Source organism: Metallumcola ferriviriculae, assembly GCF_035573695.1.
In the GTDB taxonomy this organism is placed as follows: Bacteria; Bacillota; JADQBR01; order JADQBR01; family JADQBR01; genus Metallumcola; species Metallumcola ferriviriculae.
Genome location: NZ_CP121694.1, coordinates 2108943 through 2135392 on the forward strand (window position 1 = coordinate 2108943; position 26450 = coordinate 2135392).

At 43.0% G+C, this 26450-nt stretch carries 22 protein-coding genes; all 22 read left to right on the forward strand.

The annotated features are described in order from the left end of the window. The first annotated feature begins 10 nt into the window (after positions 1-10). The 22 genes from MFMK1_RS10560 to MFMK1_RS10665 all read left to right on the forward strand — a co-directional run bounded on the left by MFMK1_RS10560 (position 11) and on the right by MFMK1_RS10665 (position 26445). On the forward strand, positions 11-643 hold the full coding sequence (locus MFMK1_RS10560) for a glycosyltransferase family 2 protein (RefSeq protein WP_366921674.1): 633 nt from the start codon (positions 11-13) through the stop codon (positions 641-643). 42 nt (positions 644-685) lie between these two features. Beyond that, positions 686-4387 carry a PolC-type DNA polymerase III gene (locus tag MFMK1_RS10565; RefSeq protein ID WP_366921675.1) on the forward strand — a complete coding sequence of 1234 codons (3702 nt, stop codon included), beginning with the start codon at positions 686-688 and terminating at the stop codon, positions 4385-4387. A 245-nt stretch (positions 4388-4632) separates the two neighbouring features. Further along, entirely contained in the window at positions 4633-5091 is a 459-nt protein-coding gene (locus MFMK1_RS10570; RefSeq protein ID WP_366921676.1) for a ribosome maturation factor RimP, read from the forward strand. Positions 5092-5104: 13 nt separating this feature from the next. Next, positions 5105-6238, forward strand: coding sequence for a transcription termination factor NusA (gene nusA / locus MFMK1_RS10575; RefSeq protein ID WP_366921677.1), 1134 nt, complete (start codon positions 5105-5107; stop codon positions 6236-6238). A 2-nt stretch (positions 6239-6240) separates the two neighbouring features. After that, the gene (gene rnpM, locus MFMK1_RS10580) at positions 6241-6510 is read left to right on the forward strand and encodes an RNase P modulator RnpM (RefSeq protein WP_366921678.1); all 270 of its coding nucleotides are present in this window, start codon (positions 6241-6243) and stop codon (positions 6508-6510) included. Beyond that, entirely contained in the window at positions 6507-6806 is a 300-nt protein-coding gene (locus MFMK1_RS10585) for a L7Ae/L30e/S12e/Gadd45 family ribosomal protein (protein WP_366921679.1), read from the forward strand. Before rnpM ends, MFMK1_RS10585 begins: the two co-directional genes overlap by 4 nt. 52 nt (positions 6807-6858) lie before the next feature. Continuing rightward, positions 6859-8943 carry a translation initiation factor IF-2 gene (infB, locus tag MFMK1_RS10590; RefSeq protein WP_366921680.1) on the forward strand — a complete coding sequence of 695 codons (2085 nt, stop codon included), beginning with the start codon at positions 6859-6861 and terminating at the stop codon, positions 8941-8943. Between the two features lie 19 nt (positions 8944-8962). Beyond that, positions 8963-9322: a 30S ribosome-binding factor RbfA gene (gene rbfA, locus MFMK1_RS10595; protein ID WP_366921681.1), complete on the forward strand. Its 360-nt coding sequence runs from the start codon at positions 8963-8965 to the stop codon at positions 9320-9322. Beyond that, a complete protein-coding gene (locus MFMK1_RS10600) occupies positions 9315-10277 on the forward strand; it encodes a DHH family phosphoesterase (protein WP_366921682.1) in 963 nt (320 codons plus the stop codon). The genes rbfA and MFMK1_RS10600 overlap by 8 nt, the downstream gene beginning before the upstream one ends. A 16-nt stretch (positions 10278-10293) precedes the next feature. Then, positions 10294-11202 (forward strand): tRNA pseudouridine(55) synthase TruB, encoded by a 909-nt coding sequence (gene truB, locus MFMK1_RS10605; RefSeq protein WP_366921683.1) that lies wholly within the window; start codon positions 10294-10296, stop codon positions 11200-11202. A 27-nt stretch (positions 11203-11229) separates the two neighbouring features. Beyond that, positions 11230-12180 (forward strand): bifunctional riboflavin kinase/FAD synthetase, encoded by a 951-nt coding sequence (locus MFMK1_RS10610; protein ID WP_366921684.1) that lies wholly within the window; start codon positions 11230-11232, stop codon positions 12178-12180. A gap of 107 nt (positions 12181-12287) precedes the next feature. Continuing rightward, positions 12288-12557 carry a 30S ribosomal protein S15 gene (rpsO, locus tag MFMK1_RS10615; RefSeq protein WP_366921685.1) on the forward strand — a complete coding sequence of 90 codons (270 nt, stop codon included), beginning with the start codon at positions 12288-12290 and terminating at the stop codon, positions 12555-12557. Between the two features lie 199 nt (positions 12558-12756). Then, on the forward strand, positions 12757-14985 hold the full coding sequence (gene pnp / locus MFMK1_RS10620; RefSeq protein ID WP_366924925.1) for a polyribonucleotide nucleotidyltransferase: 2229 nt from the start codon (positions 12757-12759) through the stop codon (positions 14983-14985). Between the two features lie 357 nt (positions 14986-15342). After that, positions 15343-17076, forward strand: coding sequence for a sigma 54-interacting transcriptional regulator (locus tag MFMK1_RS10625; protein WP_366921686.1), 1734 nt, complete (start codon positions 15343-15345; stop codon positions 17074-17076). A 291-nt stretch (positions 17077-17367) separates the two neighbouring features. Beyond that, on the forward strand, positions 17368-19035 hold the full coding sequence (locus MFMK1_RS10630; RefSeq protein WP_366921687.1) for an AMP-binding protein: 1668 nt from the start codon (positions 17368-17370) through the stop codon (positions 19033-19035). A gap of 175 nt (positions 19036-19210) precedes the next feature. Continuing rightward, a complete protein-coding gene (locus tag MFMK1_RS10635) occupies positions 19211-19507 on the forward strand; it encodes a hypothetical protein (RefSeq protein ID WP_366921688.1) in 297 nt (98 codons plus the stop codon). Between the two features lie 14 nt (positions 19508-19521). After that, the gene (locus tag MFMK1_RS10640; RefSeq protein WP_366921689.1) at positions 19522-21162 is read left to right on the forward strand and encodes a sodium:solute symporter family transporter; all 1641 of its coding nucleotides are present in this window, start codon (positions 19522-19524) and stop codon (positions 21160-21162) included. Positions 21163-21261: 99 nt separating this feature from the next. Next, positions 21262-21816, forward strand: a complete 555-nt coding sequence (locus MFMK1_RS10645) for a hypothetical protein (RefSeq protein WP_366921690.1) — start codon at positions 21262-21264, stop codon at positions 21814-21816. A gap of 222 nt (positions 21817-22038) precedes the next feature. Further along, complete coding sequence (locus tag MFMK1_RS10650) at positions 22039-23232, forward strand: acetyl-CoA C-acetyltransferase (protein ID WP_366921691.1); 1194 nt, start codon at positions 22039-22041, stop codon at positions 23230-23232. A 13-nt stretch (positions 23233-23245) separates the two neighbouring features. Beyond that, a complete protein-coding gene (locus tag MFMK1_RS10655; protein ID WP_366921692.1) occupies positions 23246-24100 on the forward strand; it encodes a 3-hydroxybutyryl-CoA dehydrogenase in 855 nt (284 codons plus the stop codon). A 20-nt stretch (positions 24101-24120) separates the two neighbouring features. Then, a complete protein-coding gene (locus tag MFMK1_RS10660; RefSeq protein WP_366921693.1) occupies positions 24121-25263 on the forward strand; it encodes an acyl-CoA dehydrogenase in 1143 nt (380 codons plus the stop codon). A gap of 42 nt (positions 25264-25305) precedes the next feature. Further along, on the forward strand, positions 25306-26445 hold the full coding sequence (locus tag MFMK1_RS10665) for an acyl-CoA dehydrogenase (RefSeq protein ID WP_366921694.1): 1140 nt from the start codon (positions 25306-25308) through the stop codon (positions 26443-26445). Positions 26446-26450: the final 5 nt, after the last annotated feature.

Sequence of the window (26450 nt, forward strand, 5' to 3'; positions counted from 1 at the left end):
GGGTGAAAGTATGAAAGTTTCTGTAGTGATACCAGCGTATAATGAAGAGAAAACTATTGGGGATGTGGTCAGTAGTGCAGTTTTGATTCCCTTAGTTACTGAAGTGATTGTCGTCGACGATGGGTCTGAAGATAATACTGCTATCGAGGCAACCAATGCCGGCGCCAGGGTAATTTCACTATCTAATAACCTTGGCAAAGGCGGCGCTATGATGGTGGGAGTAAAGCATTCTCTCAATAGTATTCTATTATTTTTAGATGCAGATTTGATAGGCCTAACTCAAAAGCATGTCACCGACCTTATTCTTCCTGTTTGTCGGGGCGCTATGGATATGACAGTTGGAGTTTTTGGGCATGGCCGCTTTGCTACAGACTTGGCGCAGTTTTTTGCGCCATTTTTATCCGGCCAGAGGGCAGTAAGACGTGAGATAATTGAAAAGATTAGCGATCTGGAAGTAACACGCTTTGGTGTGGAGATCGCACTTACCAGATACGCTTCGGAAAACAACCTCCGGGTGCAGGAAGTGGAACTTAAAGACTTGACCCATGTCATGAAAGAAGAAAAATTAGGAATGGTAAAGGGTCTTCTAGCTCGGCTAAAAATGTATTGGGAAATCGCCCAATATGTTAAAAAGGGGTCCTAAACAAAGATACCGGCCGGAATTTGTCTCAAAGGAGGAAGAGTTGTGGGAGTCGAATTGCAAGCTTCTTCGGACCGGTCCTGGGTCAGCAAGCTTCAAGAGATGTTGGCCCTGCCTGATCATTTATTACAAGTGTTATATCAAGGGAAATTATCCGAAGTAACAGTAAACAAAAAAAGATGTTTATGGCGGATTGCTCTCCAGTTCGATGAATTGGTTTCTCAGCAGGCGATTAACAGTCTAACTGAACTAATGAAGGACAGCTTGGGTTTTCAGGTTTCCATTAGCGTCGATTACCAGTTAGATGATATCTCTTTATCCCAGTTGTGTGACCGCTGGGATTTACTAATGGAGACAGTATGCCATCAGTTTCCCATGGTGAACAGTTGGTCAAAGGAGTTCCGTCCTGAAGTCAAAGGAAATACGCTTTATTTAGGGCTGGACAAGACCATCGGTATTGAATACCTGCTGCAAAAAGATTTTCCTGCTATGTTAGGGGAATGGCTGAAGGGGCTGCTTAAGACTGATGTCAGTGTGGAACTTATTCAAACTGACACAGAAGCGGTAGATACCAATAAATTAAAAGAAACTTACCTTTCAAAAGTAGAGGTTACTGTTCCTCCTCCCACCGGTAATAACGGAAAGGCGGGTCATAAGAGGCAGAAAAACAGTACTGCACCTGGGGTGATCAAAGGCAAAAGCATCAGCGAAGGAAAGAAAGCAATTACCATTAACCAGATAAAAGATGAGGAAAAAGAAGTGGTGGTTTCTGGCAGAATATTTTCAGCTGATATTCGGCAATTGAAGAGTGAACGCCAACTAATAATGTTTAATATTACTGATGGCACGGACTCTATTACTGTTAAAGCATTCGCGGAAAAAGATGAACAATGGTGTGAAAGTATTAAAAAGGATACGTGGGTAAAAGTCCGCGGTTCTGTTCAATATGACAAATATACCCAAGAACTAACACTGTTTTGCTACGACATTAATGTTGCTGAAGCTATAGTTCGGGAAGACAATGCTGATAAGAAAAGAGTGGAACTTCATCTACATACCAAAATGAGTTCCTTGGATGCGGTGACCGACATTGACGCAGTTATAGCTAGAGCCGCCAAATGGGGTCACCCCGCCGTGGCAATTACTGACCACGGGGTAGTACAAGCATTTCCTGAAGCTTTTGATTCAGGGAAAAAGCATGGTATAAAAATTATCTATGGTGTTGAGGGTTACCTGGTTAATGATGATTGGCGTAAAGACAATAATTCGCCACGATATCATATAATTATTTTGGTTAAAACCAAGCAGGGTCTAGAAAACCTGTATAAAATAGTGTCGCATTCGCATCTATATCATTTTTATCGAAAGCCGTTATTACGACGTAGTTTAGTGAATGAGCATCGTCAAGGTCTCCTTTTAGGTACCGCGTGCGAAGCGGGGGAATTAATACAAGGCTATCTAAATGGAGCAGAAGAGAATGAATTGTTAGAAATTGCCCGATGGTACGATTATATTGAAATTCAGCCAGACGGAAACAATTTATTCTTAATCCGTCTGGGTAAAGTGTCCGATCAGGAAGACCTGCATCGGCTGAATCAATCTCTGGTGCGCATTGGCAGGGAATTAGATAAACCGGTAGTTGCCACCGGGGATGTTCATTTCCTTGACCCTGGACATAATATTTATCGAAAAATACTAATGAGCGGTCAAGGCTATGACGATTCAGAACAACCGCCGCTTTACTTTCATACCACGGAAGAAATGTTGAATGAGTTCGGTTATCTAGGAGAAGAAGTCGCTCATCAAGTGGTAATTGATACACCACGGGCTATTGCAGAGAGCATAAAGGAATTACGCCCCATCCCTGAAAACCTTCACCCACCTGAAATACCTGGGGCTGACAAAGAAATTGTAGGTATGGCTACAAGCCAAGCTTTAAAAATTTACGGAGATCCTTTACCGGACTTGGTTAAAGCTAGGTTAGATAAGGAACTAAACGCCATCATCAGCAATGAATTTGCCGTATTATATCTAATTGCACATAAGTTAGTCAAGAAATCAAATGAGGATGGTTATCTTGTCGGTTCTCGGGGGTCAGTAGGTTCTTCATTTGTTGCTACCATGACCGGTATAACAGAGGTGAATCCGTTACCACCCTATTACTTATGCCAACACTGCGGTTACACAGAGTTTATCGAGGATGGTTCAGTCAATTCGGGTGTGGACCTGCCGGACAAAGATTGCCCAAAATGTGATTCGACCCTGAGCAAAGATGGTCACGACATTCCTTTTGAAGTATTTTTGGGCTTCAAGGGCGACAAAGTGCCTGATATTGATTTGAATTTTTCCGGTGAATATCAGCCAAGAGCCCATCGATTTACTGAAGAACTTTTTGGCAAGGATTTTGTATTCCGTGCGGGTACCATTGCCACAGTTGCTGAAAGAACAGCTTTTGGTTTCGTAAAGAATTACTTTAATGAAAGAGAACAAATGGCAAAAACGGCAGAGATTAATAGACTGGTGCAGGGGATTACCGGAGTTAAGCGTACTACCGGCCAGCACCCCGGCGGTTTAATGGTGGTACCACAGAATTTGGATATTCATAAGTTCAGCCCCATTCAACGCCCGGCAAATGATACTTCGTCGCAAATTGTAACGACACATTTCGATTATCATGCCATCAGCAGCAGATTGGTGAAGCTGGATATTTTAGGTCACGATGACCCTACTGCCATTAAAATGCTTGAGGATTTAACCGGGGTAGATGCCAAGAAAGTTCCATTGGACGAGCATAAAACAATGTCTTTGTTTTCCGGTGTTTCAGCATTAAATGTTACACCGACCGAGATCCGTTCTGACGTTGGGACATATGGGATTCCCGAGTTTGGCACTCGCTTCGTTCGGCAGATGTTATTGGATACTAAACCGAAGAAGTTCTCCGATTTGGTTCGAATTAGCGGACTCTCTCACGGTACAGATGTGTGGTTAAATAATGCACAAGAAATAATCCGGGGGGGGAAGGCCACTATTTCTCAGGTAATTTCAACCCGTGACGACATTATGGTTTTTCTTATTTACAAAGGAATGCCCTCGGATTTAAGTTTTAAGATAATGGAGGATGTCCGTAAAGGACGGGGTCTCAAGGCTGAATACGTGGAAAAGATGAGGGAGTGTAATGTCCCCAGCTGGTACATAGATTCCTGCAACAAGATTAAATACATGTTTCCCAAAGCACATGCAGTGGCTTACGTAACCATGGCTTATAGAATTGCTTATTTTAAGGTGTATTATCCGCAGGCATTTTATGCGACATTTTTTACGGTGAGAGCTGATCAATTTGATGCTCAGCTCATTGTTCAAGGTCGGGAAAGAGTTGTTAAAGAGATTGAAGCACTAGAAGCTAAAGGTAATACTTTATCCCAAAAGGAGAAAGGCTTACTGACTATCCTAGAAGTTGCCTTGGAAATGTTTAGCCGTGGGATCCGTTTGCTGCATGTTAACCTAGAAAAGTCATCTGCTGAAGAGTTTCTCATTGATACAGAAGGTATTCTACCACCATTTGCCGCCTTACAGGGAGTGGGTGGGCAAGTGGCTGCTAATATAGTCAATGCTCGCCAACAGCGCCATTTTACTTCTGTGGAGGATTTACGTTTTAGAGGTAAGGTCTCCACAGCTGTGATAGAAATTCTCAGCCAACACGAAGTAGTTAAACATCTGCCGGCGTCGGACCAGATAGCCTTATTCTAGTAAGTTGAGAAGGATTACACTGTACTTGTAACCGTTTGGTTTGTATGGTATACTTAGCCATATGAGACTTTTGCCGAAAGAGTGGGTATTCCCACTCTTTCATTTATACTGTTGTCATTTAATGGAACAATTACTTATGATTTACCACAAGCTTGGATAAAATATTTGCAACGTTAGAATCAAACATACAGAAATTTATCACATATGATATTACTAAACACCGACAATGTTGGGAGGATTAAGTAATGGCAGGTAAAGTGGAGAAACAAGTTGAAGATGTTGTAGAAAGAGTTATTAAAGGGACTGATTATGAGTTAGTTGAGGTGGAATACCAAAAGGAAGGCGCTGATTGGTATTTGCGAGTTTACATAGACCACCCTGAGGGAATTGTGTTGGACCAATGTGAGAAACTTAGCAGGGAAATAAGTACTATTTTGGATAAAGAGGATCCGATACCCAATAGTTATATTTTAGAGGTATCTTCCCCGGGTATTGAACGGCCTTTAAAAAAGGATGAGGATTTCCATAGGTTCGCGGGATACAGGGTCTCTGCAAGTACATATACTCCGATAGAAGGAAAAAAGTCTTTTCAGGGAACGCTTTTAGGTTTAGAAGCTAATGTGGTAGCTATTCAGGATGGCGGCGATAAGTGGATGATTCCCAGGGAAAAGATTTCTATGATACATTTATCTGTAGATTTGTAAGGAGGTTTAAAAAATGAATACGGACTTTATTGATGCGATTCATGAGTTGGAAAAATCTAAAGGGGTGTCCTCAGAAGTGCTGTTTGATGCAATAGAAGCGGCACTTATTTCTGCTTACAACAAAAACTTTGGCTCTAAAAGAAATGTACGTACGGTCATTGACCGTGAAACCGGAGAGATAACGGTATATAGTTGTAAGACTGTAGTTGAGCAGGTTGAGGATGACAGGACTGATATTTCGTTCGAAGCGGCACAAAAAGCTAACCCCAACTATGAGTTGGGCGACATAGTAGAAGAAGAAGTTACCCCCCGTGATTTTGGAAGAATTGCCGCCCAGACTGCAAAGCAGGTAGTTGTGCAACGTATCAGGGAAGCTGAGCGGGGGGTTATCTTTGACGAATATGTTAGCCGGGAAGATGAAATTGTCACTGGTTTAGTACAGAGAATTGAAGGTAAAACCGTCTATGTCGATTTAGGTAAGACGGAAGCGGTACTGCCGCCCACGGAGCAGATTGCCAATGAAGCATATAAACATGGTAACCGAATAAAAAGTTACATCTTAGAGGTAAAGAAGACAACTAAAGGACCTCAAATTATCGTGTCCAGAACGCACCCTGGTCTTTTAAAAAGGTTGTTTGAATTAGAGGTGCCGGAAATTCATGATGGTGTAGTGGAGGTTAAGTCTATTTCCCGGGAGGCGGGCAGCCGTTCCAAATTAGCTGTCTCTTCGGTAGATGATAATGTAGACCCGGTAGGAGCCTGTGTAGGCCCAAAAGGTATGCGCGTACAAAGCATTGTCAATGAACTGAATGGAGAGAAAATTGACATAGTTCGATGGAGTGATGATCCGGCGGTTTTTGTAGCTAACGCACTTAGCCCGTCCAAGGTTGTTTCTGTTAACGTGGATGAAGGAACAAAAATTGCCCAAGTGGTTGTTCCGGATTACCAACTTTCCTTAGCTATTGGTAAGGAAGGTCAAAATGCCCGCCTAGCTGCTAAGCTGACTGCTTGGAAGATTGATATAAAGAGTGAAAGCCAAGTTAAACCGCAAGAACCTGACAAATCAAAGTTAGATGCTGAAGAAGGTGTTTTACAGGAAGCAGTTAACGTGGATACTGCCGGAACGGCAGAACCTAAGGAGGACTAATGATGGGTGGTGCCAAAAAAAAAGTACCCCTACGCATGTGTCTTGGTTGTCGGGAACGTAAGGACAAGCGAGAATTGGTACGGGTGGTTCGCTCGCCGGAAGGAGAAATTCATATCGATCCAAGTGGGAAACGACCAGGTCGAGGGGCATATGTATGCCCGGATAAAGCATGCCTTGCGAAAGCGATTAAAACCAAAGCCCTGGAAAGATCACTGGCTGGAGCCATCTCTGAAGAGGTCAGGCAGAAACTGTTAGAGGAAGTTTTAGGATGAGTAATCAGGTATTTGCGTTAATCGGTTTTGCGCAGAAAGCCGGTAAGGTGATATCCGGCGACCAGGTTTTACAAGATAAGTTAAAGAATGGCCGGGTGAAATTAATAATTATTGCTATTGATACGGCAGAGAACACTAAAGATAAGCTGTTGAACAACGCTGAAAGATTAGGCGTGCCATGGTGCGTTACCGGCACTAAAGTTCAGTTGGGTTTATCTATTGGAAAATCTCCCCGTTCGGCTTTGGGGATTTTAGACCCCGGATTGGCTAGAAAAGTTTATCAATTAATGAATTAGGTTGGGAGTTGGTAGTGGAAACCATGGTCTAATATTAAGGGGGTAAGGATAAATGACCAAAAAGAGAGTTTACGAGTTTGCTAAAGAATTAAAACTTGGCAGTAAACAGCTTATGAAATTGCTTAACGATTTGGATATAGATTACAAATCACATATGAGTTCTTTAAGCGACGAAGCAGTAAATAAAGTGAAGGATCATCTGAAAAAATTGGAACAGCCTCAAGATAAACAAAAAGAAGCAAATAGCAACAAAGTTAAAAGTGATGAGGAAAAGAAAAAGAAACTGCAGAAGAAGAATAAATCAAAAGACCAACGAAAAGGAAAAACTAAGGGAACCCAGCAGAATAACGCAGGGCCAAGGTCTCGGAAAAATGAAATAGTAAAAGCCAAAGTGGAAGAAATTGAAATCGGTGAGAGTATTTCTGTGCAGGAATATGCAAAACTTCTCGGTATTGAGGCTACAGATGTAATAAAAAAATTGATTGGCCTAGGTGTTATGGCGACACTGAATAATGAAATCGATGCAGAGACAGCCCAAATTTTGGGTGCGGAATATGGTGTTGAGACCAAAATAAAAGAACCAGAGAAACCAGAAGAACTTGAGGATATTGAGGACAAACCTGAAGAGTTGATAGAACGCCCACCGGTGGTAACGGTAATGGGACACGTCGACCACGGTAAAACCTCATTGCTAGATGCAATCCGTGAAGAGAATGTCACAGCTACGGAAGCGGGAGGCATTACACAGCACATTGGTGCTTACCAGGCGCAAATTAATGGAAGGAAGATTACTTTTTTGGATACGCCGGGTCATGAAGCGTTTACGGCAATGCGTGCCCGGGGTGCTCAAGCTACAGATATTGCCATATTAGTTGTGGCTGCAGATGATGGTGTCATGCCTCAAACAGTGGAAGCAATTAACCATGCCAAAGCAGCAGGAGTACCGGTTATTGTGGCAATTAATAAGATTGACAAACCGGATTCAAATCCGGATCGGGTGAAACAGGAGTTAACTGAACACGGCTTAGTATCCGAAGACTGGGGTGGAGAGACTATCTGTGTGCCGGTCTCTGCAATACGTAAAGAAGGACTGGATACCTTGCTGGAGATGGTTCTTCTGGTGGCTGAAATGCAGGAAATCAAGGCTAACCCTGACCGGCCGGCCCGCGGTATTGTTATCGAAGCGGAATTGGATAAAGGTCGGGGCCCTGTTGCAACCATGCTTGTATTAAAAGGGACACTTAAGGTAGGTCAACCCCTTGTTGCGGGGTCAATTTTTGGTAAAGTCAGGGCGATGATGGATTACAAAGGACGAAGAATAAAAAGTGCAGGCCCTTCGGTTCCTGTAGAAGTGTTGGGGTTGTCTGATGTTCCCAATGCGGGTGATGTTTTTCAGGTTATGGATGAAAAGAAGGCTCGGGCAGTGGCGGGTGAAATACAAACGGTTAAGCGGGAAGAAGAGCTGCGGCGCTCCGGAAAAATCAGCCTTGATGAATTATTTAACAGTATGCAGGCTGGTGAAATCAAGGAATTAAACATCGTCATTAAAGGTGATGTTCAGGGTTCAGTTGAAGCTTTGGGACAATCATTGGAAAGACTGTCTACTGACGAAGTAAAAGTTAACATTATTCACAGTGGCGTAGGAGGCATCAGCGAAACTGACGTGATGTTAGCTACGGCATCAAATGGTATTATTATCGGTTTTAACGTACGACCCGATAATAATGCCAGAAAAGCTGCGGAAAAAGAAGAAATCGATATTCATGTCTACCGTGTCATTTATGAGGCGCTGGATGATGTGAAAGCGGCAATGACCGGTCTTCTTGACCCGGAGTTCAAAGAAGTGGTTTTGGGTCAAGCCAAAGTTCGCGCCACATTCAAGGTTCCTAAAGCTGGCACTATTGCCGGATGTTATGTTACTGACGGTAAAGTTACCAACAGTGCAAAAGTAAGGGTTATCAGAAATGGCGTTGTTGTGCACGAAGGCGCCATTGATTCCCTAAGGCGCTTTAAAGATGATGCCAAGGAAGTTATGCAGGGATATGAATGTGGTGTAGGTCTTGAAAATTATAATGATATAAAAGATGAGGACATTCTGGAGTTTTATACCTTTGTGGAAGTACAAAGAGAACTGTAGAACCTTAGGGGGGTAGACTATGTCTTCTCTGAGAGCAAACAGAGTAGCTGAACAAATGAAAAAGGAAATTGCTCAAATAATCAGAGATGAAGTAAAGGACCCGCGTATCGGATTTGTTACCGTCACGGGTGTGGAACTTTCCAAAGATTTACGGCATTCAAAAATATTTATCAGTATCCTAGAAACTGATAAAAACCGAGAAGATTCTTTAGCAGGATTGGAAAAAGCGACCAGTTTCATTCGCAGGGAATTAGGACAGCGCCTACAATTGCGTTACACACCTGAACTTGAATTTCGCTTTGACCATTCTATCGAATACGGTGCCCATATTTCAAAATTGCTGTCGGAAGTAAAGAAACCCGAGGATGAAGATGCTTAATAAGATTGTTGCTGTGCTTAAGAAACATCAGAATATTTTAATCACCTCGCACGTAATTCCCGACGGCGATAGTATAGGTTCTACCCTGGCGTTAGGATTAGCTTTGAAGTCGATGGGGAAAAATGTAATAATGGTTAATAATGACCCGGTGCCAGAAATGTATGGGTTTCTTTTTGGCAGTGATGAAATTAAGCAGTCATCGGAAATAGTGGACGTTCCCGCTTTATGTGTAGCTGTTGACTGCACCGGTTTGGAAAGAATTGGTGATGAACTTCAACAAATTATAATCAGACGCCAACCACAAGTTATTAACATTGACCATCATATAAGCAATACCAATTTTGGCAGCTATAACGTTATTGACCCTGAGGCAGCGGCAGCTGGTGAAATGATCTACGATTTAATTGCTGCGATGGGAGTAGAGCTAAACATTCATATGGCCAATGCTTTATATGTAGCGCTAGCCACTGACACCGGGTCCTTCCAATATGGCAATACAAAGCAAAAAACTTTGGAAATCGCTTCGCTTTTGCTAGGTAAGGGCGTTAAGTCCGGTATTATAAATCAGACATTACATGAAAACCGATCTCTGACCAGTATTCGGCTGCTTGCAGCCGTTTTGCCGTCTCTTAACGTGAGTGAAGATGGTCAATTGGCTTATATGTGGGTTGATATAGAGACAATGCAGCGCTTGGGCGCTGATAGTGAACACTGTGAAGGTTTTGTTAATTACCCTAAGTCCATTAAAGGCGTAAAGATTGCTTTGTTTTTTCGTCAGATGGATAAACATACGGTTAAAGTTGCTTTGCGTTCCAAGGACGATTATGATGTAAACCGCATTGCCAGAGTCTTTGGTGGTGGAGGTCATGCAAAGGCAGCCGGGTGTTCGGTCAATGCTTCTTTGGATGAGGCTATTAGGCAAGTGGTGGGTTTTGTGAACAAAAAAATCAATTAGACTGCGGGTGGTTAGTTTGGATGGGTTTATTAACGTATTAAAGCCGCCGGGCATGTCTTCCCATGACGTAGTTGCCTGGGCCAGAAAAACTTTTCAACAGAAAAAAGTCGGGCATACAGGGACATTAGACCCAGGCGCTGCAGGGGTTTTGGTGTTGGCTATGGGTAAAGCCACCCGGTTAAGTGAATACGTTCTAAACCTGCAAAAGAGCTACCGCTGCTTGCTAAGATTAGGAGTGACCACTGATAGCGGAGACAGCTATGGTAACGTTATCTCTACAAGTCTAGTGAGGGATGTTAGTAATAAAGAAATTTCGCTGGTATTATCGCATTTTACGGGTGAGATTGAACAAATTCCACCTATGACATCCGCGATTAAGATTAATGGAAAAAAATTATATGAACTTGCCAGAAAAGGGGAAACCGTTGCCCGAAAAAAAAGAAAAATAACTATTTTTAGTCTGGATTTTGTTCGCAGATCTACGGATGGGGAAAAGAAAGATTTTTTTCTTGACGTAACTTGTTCAAAGGGCACATACATTCGTACACTTTGTGCTGATATTGGCTCAGCACTAGGGTGTGGTGGAATGATGCAGTTTTTGGTAAGGACAGCAGTCGGACCTTTTCTTTTAAAGGAAGCATTCTCATTAGATGAACTATCTAATATATCTTCGCATCCGACACAATTCTTATATCCCATGGATACTGCATTAAGGGACCTGCCCAAGGTAAGATTACCAGAAGAAAGAATAACCGTGAAGCTGCAAAACGGGGGAACTGCCCGTGTTTGCAGGGAATTTGAAGCAGGGGCAGGAACAGAAGTAGCTGTTTACGACCACTGCGACCAGTTTATTGCCATCGCAATTATAGAGGAAAGCAGTTCCGGGTCCACTATATTGAGGCCTAGGAAAGTATTATATCTTTGATGATGTTTGTTAAGGAGAGGGCTATAGGTGGATTTAATCAAGATAAACCAAGAAACCTATTTGACGCATCGTTCGGTTTTGGCCATCGGTAATTTCGATGGCGTACATTTGGGGCATAAGCAATTAATTTCTGAGGCAGTTAGCAAAGCCAGGCAAAAGGGAATTACTTCGGCTGTGCTAACTTTTCGTCCTCATCCCCGGCAGGTTTTAGTACCTGATGATTCTCCGGCGTTATTAACGGATGACGATCTTAAACGCGCACTGATAAGTAGGCTGGAACCAGATATGCTGTTAGAGATACCCTTTACTAGTCAGTTTTCTAAGGTGTCGCCGGAACGGTTTGTTGAAGAATATTTGGTTTCCCGTTTCAAAGTAGCAGCAGTTTTTATCGGTTATAACTATTCATTTGGTGCCATGGGAAAAGGTACCTCTAAGATGCTTGAACAACTTGGGCAATATTATGGTTTTTCTGTTTTCACGATTCCACCAGTTAAAGTGGACGGCCACGTGGTAAGCAGTTCGCTGGTTCGTGACCAGCTTATTAATGGAGATGTACAACAAGCTAATGAATATTTGGGACATCCCTATATAATTAAAGGCATTGTTAAGGATGGAGAAAAAATGGGGCGGAAAATCGGTTTTCCGACTGCCAACATTGACACTGACCGCATGCAAGTTATTATACCATCAGGCGTTTACATGGTAAGAGCGTACTGCTCTGATATTATTCGGACCGGGGTAATGAACATAGGTAATTGCCCTACTTTTGACCGTGATAAAGTTAGTGTAGAAGTTCACTTGCTTGATTTTGAGGGAGATTTATACGGGCAGATAATGGAAGTAGAAGTGCTTCAACGACTGCGAGGAGAACGTGCTTTCTCAGGTGTGGACCAGTTAGTGAGGCAAATCGGCAAAGATATTAGTCAGGTACGGCAAGTAATTAAAGATAACGTGACACTTTTAGACAATGGTTGCTAATTAACAAATTTTCTTTTATAATAGGTTTTGAACCATTAACTAGGTTAATTGATTCCTCCGTCGATATACTTGGTTTATGGCGATTATAAAAAAGGAGGTGAACTACCATGTCAATTCCGCAGGATGGCAAACAACAAATCATTACCAAGTACAAGCTGCACGATAATGATACTGGTTCTCCTGAAGTACAAATCGCTATTCTTACTGAAAGAATTAACCATTTGACAGAACACTTGAAACAGCATAAAAAGGACCATCATTCTCGGCGTGGTTTATTGAAAATGGTAGGTAATCGTAGAGGTTTGCTCAATTATCTTAAGGATAATGATTTTGACCGCTACCGTAAGCTAATTGAATCTCTTGGACTGAGAAGGTAGAGCGGATAAACCGCTCTTTTTTTTTTTAGTAATCTGGTAAAACGCTTTGATAAGTGTGACGATGGGCTGCTTGAATTGAATGGATTCAGCATTATTTGGTATTTTTTTCTGTATGGGAAGGAAATAATATAAAGGATGTGGAACTTGTCAAGGTTGACATTCGCTACAATAAGATGCTTTAAGGAGGTTTAAGTGTTTGATGCAGGTAAATAACGAAGGATTAGTAAAAGCCCTAACTGTTGGTGGCCGTGAACTGACTATTGAAACTGGCCGCGTGGCCCAACAAGCTAGTGGTTCAGTAATTGTACGTTACGGTGACACAGTGGTTTTGGTAACTGCTACGGGCTCTCAGGCACCCCGACAAGGTATGAGCTTTTTCCCACTGACAGTGGATTATGAGGAAAGAATGTATTCGGTAGGGAAGATACCGGGAGGTTTTATTAAGAGAGAGGGCCGCCCCAGTGAAAAGGCAACTTTAACTGCTAGGTTAATTGACCGCCCTATTAGACCGCTGTTTCCCAAGCACTATCGTAATGATGTACAAGTAGTTGCAACGGTAATGTCCGTTGACCAAGACAATGCACCAGATATTGCAGCAATGGTTGGGGCGTCGGCAGCACTTACTCTCTCGCACATACCATTCGAAGGACCTATAGCTGCGGTGGAAGTAGGTTTGGTTGACGGTGAGCTAGTGGTCAACCCTAACCTTAAAGAAGGTGAGGTTAGCAAGCTGCGGTTGGTAGTAGCCGGTACAGAGCATGGAGTCATGATGGTGGAAGCAAGGGCTAAAGAGGTAAGCGAAGAAACAGTGCTGGCAGCAATTGAGCGCGGGCATGAAGAAATCAAAAAGATAGTCCGGTTTATCAGTGAATTCCGTGAAGAAGCTTTAACACAAGGAATTGCAAAGGAAAAGCAGGTTTTTGAATACGAAGGTTTACCAGAACATTTGAGCGAAGAAATAGCAAGTAAATGTAGTGCTCCCTTAAATGATATGATTGAGGCCTGTTTTAGCTTAAAGAAACATAAGCGAGAGGAAAAAATGGCTGAAGTTAAAGGCAGCCTTAAAGAAAAATTGCTGGAAGAATATGCTGAAGCAATGGAAGAATTCTCGGATTTTGAAAGCAAACTATCAGACATAATAGGTTCAAAGGAAAAACATCTTCTCCGCGAAACCGGTATTAAAGAAGGAAAAAGAATTGACGGGAGAAGTTTGGATGAAGTACGACCTATTTGGTGTGAAGTGGGCGTATTACCTCGTACCCACGGTTCCGGGTTGTTTACTCGGGGCGAGACCCAGGTAATAAATATTGCCACACTAGGCGCCATCAGTGACGAACAAATGATTGATGGACTCGGGGTAGAAGAATCCAAGAGATATATGCACCACTATAATTTTCCACCCTACAGTGTGGGTGAAGCAAGACCCATGCGGGGACCAGGCCGAAGGGAAATCGGACATGGAGCCCTTGCAGAGAAGGCGCTGGAAGCAGTACTGCCCAGTGAAGAAGAGTTTCCATATACAATTCGACTAGTGTCGGAAGTTGTTTCCTCTAACGGGTCTACTTCTATGGCCAGTGTTTGTAGCAGTACGTTATCTCTGATGGATTCAGGCGTACCTATTAAGGCGCCTGTTGCCGGTGTAGCTATGGGTCTGATGAAAGAAGAGGACCAAGTTGCGGTACTTACTGATATACAAGGTATTGAGGATGCATTGGGAGACATGGATTTCAAGGTAGCCGGTACTCGTGATGGAATTACGGCCCTACAAATGGATATTAAGGTTGCCGGTATTAACATACCCATTTTAAAACAAGCACTTGCCCAGGCCAAAGATGGCCGCATGTTTATACTGAATAAAATGGTTGAGACAATTGCTGCTCCCAGAGAACAATTGTCCCCGTATGCCCCGAGCATTATTCGCATGCATATCCATCCTGATAAGATTAGAGATGTAATTGGTCCGGGCGGCAAAACCATTAAAAAGATTGTTGAAGAAACAGATGTCAAAATTGACATTGAAGATGATGGTTCAGTGTTTATTGCTGCGATTGACCGTGAAGCAGGGGCAAACGCGACAAAAATTATTGAAGCTATTACTCAAGAAGTTGAAGTTGGTAAAATATATCTAGGTAAAGTTACTAAGGTGATGGATTTTGGTGCTTTTGTTGAAGTTCTCCCAGGTGTGCTGGGGATGCCTGGTAAAGAAGGTATGGTACACATTTCTCAATTAGCACCGGAACGAGTGGAAAAGGTGGAAGACATTGTTTCCGAAGGTGAAACGATTACCGTCAAGGCCATTAGTTTTGATCATCAAGGTAGATTAAAGTTATCCCGCAAAGAGGCATTGCCGGGTTACGAGGGCAAAAATAGCGGTGACCAGGGGAACCGTCGACGGAATGACCGTGGACGTAACAACCGAAATAATTAAGAAAAGGACCATAAACGCAGGTGTTTATGGTCTTTTTTTTAATTAGTCATGCTGCTGGAGGCATTAGTAGAGAAAGATGAAAATACAATTTCAGAGGAGTAGAAAGAATAGCAATTTTTGACAACGTGGGTTGTTAACGAGTCATGGATTAGCGGTCAAGACTTGCAAGCTGTCAATGGTAGATAACTGATTGTAAAGGTGAATTGACAGTATCCAACCGTTTACAGGCGGTTAAATACCATTCGCTATGTGTTTTATACCTCTCGCCAAATGGGTGTATGCTTTTTGTAAACGGTCCTATATAATATTAAATGAAATATTGGCTTGAAAATTCGTTCTATTCTGCGAGGTGTTTGCATGGCATTAATCAAGGATGATGTGGTTAAATCTTTGGATATAAAGAATGACCTAGTACTGGATTCTATGCATAATGGTGTGGTTGCGGTGGACGCCAACGGAATTATTGTGGTTTTCAATAAAACCCTTCAACGGATTTATGGTTATTGCGAAAGAAGGGTATTGGGCAGGCACATTGAAGAAATTATTCCATATACGGGTCTATTAAAAGTTTTGGAAACTGGCAAATCTCATATTGGCCGGAAATTTACTATTGGTGATGCTGTTTATTTAACCAATAGGACGCCAATTATTTCAAGAGGCAAAGTCATTGGTGTTATTGGAGTAATTCAAGAGATTACTGAACTGCAAAGTATTGTGGAAGAGTTGCAGATGGTAAAAGACTTAAAAGGAACAATGGAAACAATTATTGAAACGGCATACGACGGCCTCATTGTAGTTAACCGTGAAGGTATTGTTACAATGGTAAATAATGCTTTTGCCAGTTTATTGGGGCGTTCCGCGCAGAGTGTCATGGGTAAACATATTACTGAAATTATGGAAAATACCCGTATGCATCTGGTGGTTAAGAATGGTCGTGCAGAAATTGGTGATTTGCAGCGAATCAACGGACAAGATGTGGTGGTGATGCGTTTTCCTATTAAAAAGGACGGGCGTACCATCGGTGCGGTTGGGAAAATTATGTTTAAAGATGTTCATGACCTCAACGCATTGGCCCAAAAAATCAATTCTTTGCGTAGCGAGTTGGCTTATTATAAGGGTGAATTGCAGCGCTATCGGGGCGCTAAATATGGTCTAGAAAATATTATCGGTGATTCTCGAGAAGTTAGTCGGCTTAAAGAAACGTTGGCAAAAGTAGCCCAAAGTACATCCACAGTCCTCATCACTGGCGAGACAGGTACTGGCAAGGAGTTATTTGCTCACGCATTGCATTTAGAGAGTAATAGGCGATACGGTCCGTTTATTAAAGTTAACTGTGCTGCAATCCCTGAACAACTGTTAGAATCCGAACTATTTGGTTATATTGAAGGAGCATTCACGGGAGCTCGTAAGGATGGGCAGGTGGGCAAGTTTGAATTGGCTGACAAAGGGAGCATTTTCCTAGATGAAATTGGTGATATGTCTCTGCCGTTGCAGGCAAAACTGCTGCGGGTGCTGCAAGACAAGGAGATAGAACGATTAGGTGATGCCCGTACTCGTATGGTAGATGTAAGGGTTGTTGCCGCTACAAATAAAAATGTCGAAGAATTGATTAGAAAAGGAAAATTCCGCGAAGATCTATACTATCGTCTTAATGTAATCAGCTTAACCATACCACCTTTGAGAGAACGGCATGACGATTTAAAGATACTGGTAAAACACTTCATTGATAAGTTTAATTTTGAATTTTCCATCCAGGTTAAGGGACTAACTGAACAATGTTGGAAGGTCTTCCTACATCATCACTGGCCGGGTAACGTAAGGGAACTGGAAAATGTGTTGGAAAGAGCATTTAATGTAGTGGAAGGCGAAAACATTAAGGCGAAAGATTTACCGATGTACTTACAGAAAGCTGGTCAATCCGGAAAAGTTATTGGTCAACATCAGTCCTTACAGGTACTGCTGGAGCAGACGGAAAAAGTTGCCATTAAAGAAGCGTTAGACTTAACCGCTGGTAACAAAGTGCAGGCGGCTAGTTTATTGGGAATATCCAGGGCTTGGCTTTATCAAAAAATCCAAAAGTATAGCTTATAGCGAACTGTAAACACTCAGAGACATGTATGCGAACATCTACACATTTTCACTTTTGCCCATAGAGTCGAAATTATTTTAAAAAACGGGAAAAGACCTGGTGTTAACATAGTCGGGGCTGTCAACTCAAACTAAGTCCAAGTTGGTATTTAACTTGCATAAATATGGGCGGGTGGCGGTTTTGCTAGCGCAATAGTTCGAACATTTAGTATATTGAGAGTATTTAGGGGGTGGTGTATCAAGGAATAGGGTGGGGCGTAGGAATTAATCCATATTAAAAGGAGGGGGTAAACCATGACCTATAACATGGAGAACTATGACCAAACATACCAGGATTTTAAACTTGAAGTACCAGAGTACTTTAATTTCGCCCGTGATATCGTGGACAAGTGGGCAGATGAAGAAGACAAACTAGCAATGTGGTGGGTTGGCGATGAGGGGAGTGAAATTAAAAAAACTTTTGCTGACTTTAAGGTTGGTTCGTCTAAATTAGCTAATGTATTAAAAGACCTGGGCATTAAAAAGGGAGACCGCGTCTTTTTGTTGCTGCCGAAGGTTCCGCAGTGGTGGGAAACTATGCTGGCGCTGATGCGCTTAGGTGCCATAATTATGCCGGGTACATCACAGTTAATGCCTAAAGATATTAAATATCGATTTGAGGCTTCTGATGGTGTTGCTATTATTACGGATGAAGAAAATGCGCCAAAGGTAGACGAAGTAGCTGATCAAATTCCCCAGTTGAAGGTTAAGATCGTTGTTGGTCAGCGCGAAGGATGGACCAATTATCAAGAGGCTGTGGACGCGGCATCATCCGATTTTACCGTTGAAAATACTAAGAGTGATGATCCTGCTATACTTTATTTTACTTCGGGAACCACAGGATATCCTAAAATGACGGTACACACCAACGCTTCCTATGGAATCGGACATATTATTACCGGTAAATTTTGGCTTGATCTAAAGCCGGGAGATTTACACTGGAATTTATCTGATACCGGTTGGGCGAAAGCGGCATGGAGCAGCATCTTTGGTCCTTGGAATATGGGTGCCGCAGTGTTTGTACAGCATAGCGTAGGCAAATTTGGTCCCAAAGAGACGCTGAAGTTACTGGAAAAGTACCCTATAACAACACTATGTGGCCCACCTACCGCATATCGACTGTTCGTGTTGGACGATTTGAAAAAATATAATTTCGCCAGCCTTCGTCACTGTGTAGCAGCTGGGGAACCGCTAAATCCGGAGGTTATTGAAGTTTGGAAGAAAGCCACCGGTACGACTATTCGTGACGGTTATGGTCAGACAGAAAGTGTACTAATGGTGGCAACATTCCCATGCTTGGATGTTAAGTTTGGTTCTATGGGCAAACCGTCCCCTGGCTTTTATGTCTCTGTCATTGACGAAGACGCAAACGAAGTGGAAGCTAATCAGGAAGGGGATATTGCCGTACGCATCAAACCTGAACGCCCTGTCGGGTTATTTAAAGAGTACTATAATGACCCCGAACGTACCCAAGCAAGTATTCGAGGCGACTGGTATCTAACCGGCGACAGAGCTTATAAAGATGAAGATGATTATTTTTGGTTTGTAGGTAGAGCTGACGATGTAATCATTAGTTCCGGCTATCGGATTGGTCCATTTGAGGTCGAAAGTGCTTTAGTGGAACATCCGGCTGTAGCTGAGTCCGCAGTAGTAGCCAGCCCCCATGAAATGCGCGGGGAAGTTGTGAAGGCATTTATTATTCTGGCACCGGGGTATCAAGGGTCTGACGATTTAGTTAAGGATATTCAGAACTATGTCAAGAGCAATACTGCCCCATATAAGTATCCTAGAGAAATTGAATTTGTGGAAGAATTACCTAAGACCATCAGTGGTAAAATTCGCAGAGTGGAACTTAGGGATCAGGAAAAGAAAAATAAACTTGCCAAGATGGCTAAAGGCGAGGCCGCAGCTGACAAAGAATAAATTGTTTATTTTAAAAGGCCGATCGGTACTACTTCTGATCGGCCCAATAAAAAAAGCAAGGTGCTTTCTCCCTGGAATGGCGGCAACCATAGGTGAGAGAAAAAACCCCTTGCTTTACAGACAAGTATACCAAACGAATGTTTAGAAATCAATTTGTGGAAGCGAGGTAATCATTGTGACTGCCTATAAAAAAGAAGTATATTTGACTATAGCTCTAACCATTCTGTTTTTGGCTTCTGGTCATATTGGGCTGTTTTTTGCTATATTTGCCCCTAATGGAGTAGAGGGTACATTTTTAGGGTTTCCTATTCATTATATTGTACCAGTAATAGTTGGTTGGTTTGGAGTTCTATTTTTAACTGTGGTAGCCGGTTATATCGGCAACTATCTTGATGAAGAAATAGCTAAAGAAAGTGACGCCCAGGAAAAAGCTAACGTTAACGACGGCAGCAAGCCGATTTCGATGGGTTAAGGGAGGCGTAAATAATGGAACAAAATTGGCAATTAACGAATACAACAATAGGTATTGTTTTCTTGTTAATCAGTTTTATTGCTTTTTATTTTATTGGTTGGTACTCTAACCGAGCCAGTAAGACCACCAGTGACCTTTATATTGCTGGGGGAACTATTGGGCCGCTGGCAAATGGGTTAGGCATGGCATCGACTTATATGAGTTTGGCCACATTCTTGGGAGTAACAGCATTGATCTTAAAACTCCAAGTACCATTTGTTTTTATGTGGATACAATTCATTCTGGCAATTCCATTGATCACGATTTTATTTGGTACCAGTTTGAGAAGAATGGGTGCCTTTACTCCGGCGCATTTTGTTAAAGAACGTTATGGTGGCAGTGCTGCCGTAGTTGCTGCGCTTTGGATGATTTTGGTAATGTTGATGTATTCTCTGGGGCAAATGATTGGTATAGCAAAGACTTTCGAAACATTGCTAGGTATTCCGTATATCTATGGATTGACAATAGGCGGTTTGATTATTGTTGGCTATATTACCATTGGTGGAATGTACGGTGCTTCATATAATGCGGCATTGCAGATGGTTATTATGGGAATTGTCTTTGTTATTCCCCTTGGTGCAATTATGAAGGCCCTTGGCAGCAGTGGTTGGTGGTTCCCGCCGTTGGGCTACGGCGATATGGTGTCCTCTATGCTAGATGTGGCACCGGATTTCTTTGATCTTAAGTATAGTGCCAAATGGTATTTTGCACTCATACCAAGCTTAACGTTGGGTGGGGTGGGGCTGCCTCATCTGGCTATGCGCGTATTTACCGCTTCGAGCCTACGAAGCGCTAGAACGGCAATGGTTTGGTACGCTGCGATACTGGGATTGGTCTTTTCTGCTACCTATACTATGGGTTTTGCCGGGGTGTATTTTTCTCAAACTACCGGTACAGTAATTAGTCCCACTGATGCAGATAAAATTACAATAATCCTCAACCTAGTTTATAATGCAGAATGGGTATCGGCACTGGTTATCGCTGGTGCAATAGCCGCAGGTCTTTCCACACTTAATGGAAACCTTTTGGGCATAGGCGCCTTAGTGGCCCAGGATATTATCGCAACATTTAAGCCTAATTTGCAGGAAGAAACAAAAATGCGCATAGGATATGGAGCTATTGCTGCCGGTGGTATTGTAAGTATTCTCTTGGCCATCCAGCCACCTGCATTTTTAGTGGTCAGTATTTTATGGGCTTTTGGTCTAGCTGGAACAGTAAGCGCACCTTTGGTAATTATGGGAGTATGGTGGAAGGAAGCAAATCGATATGGGGCCATCGCTGCAGCCACAGTGGCAGGACTGACTTACTTATTCGTTTCCCCATATATCGTTCCTGGTCTTACGCTTAGTGGCGATGCTTTGACAGATAGTCTTGGGCTTTCGGGAGCCCTGCTGTCTGCCCCGCTTAGCTTTGTGATATTGATTGTCGTTTCTTATATTACTAATCGCGTTCCATCCTTGGCCAATCGTATACCCCGAGATGAGAACAACGGCTTGGTGGAGCGAATTCACGGTTGGAATACGGTTAGTGACAGTCGGTACGCCAGTAATGGCGGTGCGTTGATTATTGCGAGCATCTGCAGTGTATTGGTAATATGGGCGGTTATGCCTTGGTAACAAGATAGCCCTTCGTCAGAAGGAAATATATAAGGGTGTGGGTTGCCCAAGCAGAGGGCAATCCTGCTCTTCTCTTTGTAGCAGTAAGGAGGTAACAACATGACCGGATTTACCACAATCGATAAACTGATACCAATTAATGTGGCACAGATAAAGAGCAGTAAATTGGTGGCTGAAGTTGCCGTAACAATTGCAGGGATTGTGTACGGGGTCGCGAATTATATTAATAATCAAATTCAAGCTCCGCTTAACTTTGAATCGTCTTGGTTGGCCACGGTGTTTGTACCGCTGCTTTTTATTGTAGGCGGGGTTGCAATGGCTTTTATCACACGCCTGGGCATTGTGGGCGTATATTGGGCTATGGCCCGAATGTTAGGAGGCCCAGGGCGAGTGGGGCGCTTATACCACACAACCGGAACCGGCTTTTTGTTTTTCTGGCCATGGGGCTTACTGCTGTTAACCGGAACATTATTACCGATAGTTGCGTATCTTTTAGTCGCTGCGGTTGTTGTATGTAGTGCGCTTGGCATTGGCTATCTCACCCGAGAGCTTGGCCAAACCCAGCAATTCTCTACATTTAGAAGTATTATAGCTATAATTTTGACAGTGGTATTTATGGTTAGTGTCTATTATCTAATACTGCCTCAAGGATAAAACAGATGATGTCCAGGAAGGTTTACATGTAAACGAATGTATACACGTAAACTGCAATAGGATTTACTTTTATTGCCAGCTGTATCTGCCGGAATGCCCATGGTTTCCAAGGTAATGGACCCAAGGGGGTGTCCCGATTCAGCTGGCATAATTTTTGCAATATTTAAATTATTACGGTTAAATTGTGTTTAACCAAACCACTTTGTAAAGGAGGTTAGTTTAATGAGTCAGCATGAAGGAAGTGTTATCGTTGCTGCAGCCCGAACGCCTTTTGGTAAGTTCGGCGGTGCTCTTAGTTCATTATCGGCGGTTGAACTTGGAGCAATTACTATTCGTGAAGTATTAAACCGTGCTAACCTTGCAGGCTCAAACGACGTGGATAACGTCATTATGGGTATGGTCTTACAAGGGGGTGCAGGGCAGATACCATCTCGACAGGCTTCTATAAAAGCAGGGTTGCCGCAGGAGGTGCCGTCAGACACAATTAACAAAGTTTGTATTTCATCTTTGCGTGCAATTTCCATGGCAGATATGTCTATTAGGTCTGATGAGGCTGATATTGTGGTTGCCGGCGGGATGGAAAGCATGAGTAATGCCCCATACTTCCTACCTAAGGCCCGCTGGGGTCAGAGAATGGGGGATGGAAAGCTAAAGGACCTTATGATTCACGACGGCCTTTTCTGCGCTTTTCACGATGTGCATATGGCTGTTCACGGCAGTACGGTGGCTAAAGAATGTAATATTTCTAGAGAAGAGCAGGATCAATGGGCACTGCGCAGCCAACAAAGGGCTATAGCTGCAATGGATGCGGGTAAGTTTGCTGAAGAAGTAGTGTCGGTTGAGGTACCACAAAAGAAAGCTGAGTCGTTGATTGTCAGCAGGGATGAATCACCACGGCGTGATACCAGCCTTGACAAATTAGCACAATTGCCGCCGGTTTTTGATCCTAACGGTACAGTAACCGCAGGCAATGCGCCTGGAGTTAATGATGGCGCTGCTAGTACCGTGGTGATGTCCACAGCTAAGGCGCAAGAATTAGGATTAAAACCTTTAGCCAGAATTATCGGTCATACCACTGTCGCCGAGGAACCCACCTACATTGCGAAGGTTCCTGGTTTAGCCAGCAATAAGCTACTAAATAGGTTAGGAATGACAATTAAGGACGTAGATTTAATTGAAGCTAATGAAGCATTTGCTGCAGTTGCCCTGACCAGTGGTCAGATTACCAATTGGGATCCTGAGTTAGTCAACGTTAACGGTGGTGCTATTGCTTTTGGTCACCCGATCGGTGCCAGTGGGGCGAGGATTGTTATGACATTAATATATGAATTAAAACGGCGCGGCGGCGGTATTGGTTTAGCTGCAATATGCGGCGGCGGTGCCCAAGGTGACGCTATGTTATTAGAAGTGTATTAGGGGGGATGGGACAATGACAAAATATAATAGCATTATGGTGTTAGGTGCCGGTCAAATGGGAGCGGGAATAGCTCAAGTAGCGGCCCAGGCGGGGATAAAGGTTAAGCTTAATGACTTAAAGGAAGAGTTTGTTAACAAAGGATTGGCAACAATTAAAAGCAATCTTCAACGAAGCGTATCCAAAGGCAGAATGGATAGTTCAGAAGCCGAAGAGGTTCTGAGCAGAGTAAGACCCTCGATGGCTTTGGATGATGCAGCGGACGTCGATTTGGTGATTGAAGCAATTGTGGAAAACCTTGATATCAAGGCAAATGTGTTTCAGCAGCTGGATCAAATATGTCCACCGAAAGTGGTCTTTGCCAGCAATACCTCTTCGCTGCCTATTACACAATTAGCAGGGTTTACTAATCGCCCTGATAAATTTATCGGCATGCACTTTATGAATCCGGTTCCAGTAATGAAATTGGTGGAGGTTATTCGTGGGTTAGCCACCAGCGATGCAGTTGCGGAAAGCATTGTAGAATTGAGTAAAGTGATGGGAAAAGTTCCAGTTACTGTTAACGATTATCCTGGTTTTGTGGCCAATCGTGTCTTAATGCCGATGATAAATGAAGCTATTTATGCCGTATTTGAGGGTGTGGGCACTCCGGAAGCTGTGGATGAGATTATGCGTTTAGGGGCAAATCACCCGATGGGTCCATTGGCATTAGCGGATTTAATCGGCTTAGATACTTGTTTGGCCATTATGAATGTTCTTCATGATGGCTTCGGCGATTCAAAATATCGCCCATGCCCGCTGCTAAAGCAATATGTTCAGGCAGGTTGGATGGGGAAAAAGACCAAAAAAGGCTTTTATAATTACGAATAATTAATGAAAGGGTGTAATGTTTGAAACTACAACTTAACGAAGAACAGCGGATGATGCGCGATATGGTACGTAATTTTGCGGAGAAGGAGATTGCACCCTGGAGTCAGGAACATGACCATGAAGGGCAATTTCCTACGCAACTTATATCTAAATTAGCGGAATTGGATTTGATGGGCATTCCTATTCCCAGTGAATATGGCGGCGCAGCTATGGACTTTTTATCCTATGTTTTGGCGATAGAGGAAATATCGCGAGCCAGTGCTTCTTTGGGTGTTATTTTGGCGGTACACACTTCTGTAGGTACTTTTCCCATCCTGAATTTTGGTTCGGCAGAGCAAAAACAAAAGTATATTCCTAGGTTAGCCAGTGGAGAGATTATCGGTGCTTTTGCGTTAACTGAGCCTAATGCTGGTTCTGATGCCGCGAAAATTAAAACGACAGCAAAACTTGAAGGAGATCATTACCGGTTGAATGGTTCAAAGATTTTTATAACCAATGCAGGCCATGCCGGTGTTTATACCGTGCTGGCAGTTACGGATAAAAATATGGGGGTAAAAGGAATTTCTGCCTTTATTGTGGAAAAAGATACTGTGGGATTAAAAATTGGTCCGCCTGAAAAAAAACTAGGTTTGCATTCTTCAAGCACCTGCCAAATATTTTTCGAGGATGCTTTAGTGCCCAAGGGAAATTTGCTTGGAAAAGAGGGGCAGGGTTTTCAAATAGCAATGTCATTACTGGATGGAGGACGAATTGGTATTGGTGCCCAGGCGGTAGGTATTGCCAGGGCTGCGTGCGATGCCGCAAAGAATTATGCTGGTGAGCGCGAACAATTCGGGCAAACGATCTCTGACTTTCAAGCCATTCAGTTTATGCTGGCCGATATGGCAACCAATATTGAAGCAGCCAAAATGCTTGTATATCAAGCGGCATACTTAAAAGAAATCAATATGCCTCATAGTAAACAAGCATCCATGGCGAAAATGTTTGCTGCAGATACTGCTATGAAGGTGGCGGTAGATGCGGTGCAGGTTTTTGGGGGCTACGGATACATGCAGGAATATCCGGTAGAACGTTTCCTAAGGGATGCAAAAGCGACACAGATATACGAGGGCACTAATCAAATACAGCGCATTGTTATTGCCAGACAGTTGTTGAAGCAATAATTCAATGACTTTTCAAAGACGATTTCAAGGAGGTATCAACGAATGAAATTTGAACTAACTGACGAACAACAAATGTTACGAGACATGGTAAGAGATTTTGCAGAAAACGAAGTTGCTCCCGGTGCCGCCGAACGAGATGAAAATGAAGAGTTCGACCGCAGCTTATTTGATAAGATGGCGGAGCTGGGCCTTTCAGGTATTCCCTTTCCTGAAGAGTATGGTGGTGCAGATGCCGACAATATTAGTTATGCGATTGCTGTGGAAGAGCTCTCTAGGGTATGTGCCTCCACTGGTGTTACCCTTTCCGCCCATGTTTCATTGTGCAGTTGGCCAATCTTCGCCTATGGTACAGAGGAACAAAAGAGAAAATATTTGATGCCCCTGGCAACTGGTGATAAACTTGGTGCCTTTGGCTTGACGGAACCTGCGGCAGGTTCCGATGCCAGCTCTACCAAGACAACTGCTGTATTGGACGGGGACAGTTGGGTACTGAACGGTTCTAAGATATTTATTACCAACGGGGGCGAGGCAGAAATTTACGTAGTCACAGCAATGACGGATAAAGCGAAAGGTCATCGAGGCATCAGCGCTTTTATAGTTGAAAAAGGAACCCCAGGCTTTAGCTTTGGCAAAAAGGAAAAAAAACTTGGTATTCGAGCTTCAACCACCATGGAACTGGTTTTCGAAGATTGCAGGGTACCAAAAGAGAACTTGCTTGGTGAGATTGGTCAAGGGTTTAAGATTGCGTTGGCTACATTGGATGGTGGACGAATTGGTATTGCGGCGCAGGCAGTGGGTATCGCTCAAGGAGCATTAGAACAGGCAGTAAACTATAGTAAGGAACGAGTGCAGTTTAACCAACCGATTAGCAAATTTCAGGCGATACAATTTATACTTTCGGATATGGCTACGAATATCGAAGCAGCTCGATTGTTGGTTTATAATGCAGCTTACATGAAAGATAATGGTCAGCCTTACAGCACCGCCGCAGCTATGGCGAAACTGTTCGCTTCTGAGACAGCCATGGAAGTGACTACAAAAGCGGTTCAAGTATTTGGAGGTTATGGTTACACAAGAGAATATCCTGTAGAACGAATGATGCGGGACGCTAAAATTACCGAAATTTATGAAGGTACCAGTGAAGTTCAAAGAGTTGTTATTGCTGCAAATATATTAAAGTAGGTGCT

Bases quoted from the DNA above. Each gene is read 5' to 3' on its own strand.
- rnpM (WP_366921678.1), top strand. From the start codon at position 6,241: ATGGGTGGTGCCAAAAAAAAAGTACCCCTACGCATGTGTCTTGGTTGT.
- infB (WP_366921680.1), top strand. From the start codon at position 6,859: ATGACCAAAAAGAGAGTTTACGAGTTTGCTAAAGAATTAAAACTTGGC.
- MFMK1_RS10560 (WP_366921674.1), top strand. From the start codon at position 11: ATGAAAGTTTCTGTAGTGATACCAGCGTATAATGAAGAGAAAACTATT.
- MFMK1_RS10600 (WP_366921682.1), top strand. From the start codon at position 9,315: ATGCTTAATAAGATTGTTGCTGTGCTTAAGAAACATCAGAATATTTTA.
- MFMK1_RS10650 (WP_366921691.1), top strand. From the start codon at position 22,039: ATGAGTCAGCATGAAGGAAGTGTTATCGTTGCTGCAGCCCGAACGCCT.
- nusA (WP_366921677.1), top strand. From the start codon at position 5,105: ATGAATACGGACTTTATTGATGCGATTCATGAGTTGGAAAAATCTAAA.
- MFMK1_RS10645 (WP_366921690.1), top strand. From the start codon at position 21,262: ATGACCGGATTTACCACAATCGATAAACTGATACCAATTAATGTGGCA.
- MFMK1_RS10665 (WP_366921694.1), top strand. From the start codon at position 25,306: ATGAAATTTGAACTAACTGACGAACAACAAATGTTACGAGACATGGTA.
- MFMK1_RS10570 (WP_366921676.1), top strand. From the start codon at position 4,633: ATGGCAGGTAAAGTGGAGAAACAAGTTGAAGATGTTGTAGAAAGAGTT.
- pnp (WP_366924925.1), top strand. From the start codon at position 12,757: ATGCAGGTAAATAACGAAGGATTAGTAAAAGCCCTAACTGTTGGTGGC.
- MFMK1_RS10585 (WP_366921679.1), top strand. From the start codon at position 6,507: ATGAGTAATCAGGTATTTGCGTTAATCGGTTTTGCGCAGAAAGCCGGT.
- MFMK1_RS10630 (WP_366921687.1), top strand. From the start codon at position 17,368: ATGACCTATAACATGGAGAACTATGACCAAACATACCAGGATTTTAAA.
- MFMK1_RS10655 (WP_366921692.1), top strand. From the start codon at position 23,246: ATGACAAAATATAATAGCATTATGGTGTTAGGTGCCGGTCAAATGGGA.
- rbfA (WP_366921681.1), top strand. From the start codon at position 8,963: ATGTCTTCTCTGAGAGCAAACAGAGTAGCTGAACAAATGAAAAAGGAA.
- rpsO (WP_366921685.1), top strand. From the start codon at position 12,288: ATGTCAATTCCGCAGGATGGCAAACAACAAATCATTACCAAGTACAAG.
- MFMK1_RS10640 (WP_366921689.1), top strand. From the start codon at position 19,522: ATGGAACAAAATTGGCAATTAACGAATACAACAATAGGTATTGTTTTC.
- MFMK1_RS10625 (WP_366921686.1), top strand. From the start codon at position 15,343: ATGGCATTAATCAAGGATGATGTGGTTAAATCTTTGGATATAAAGAAT.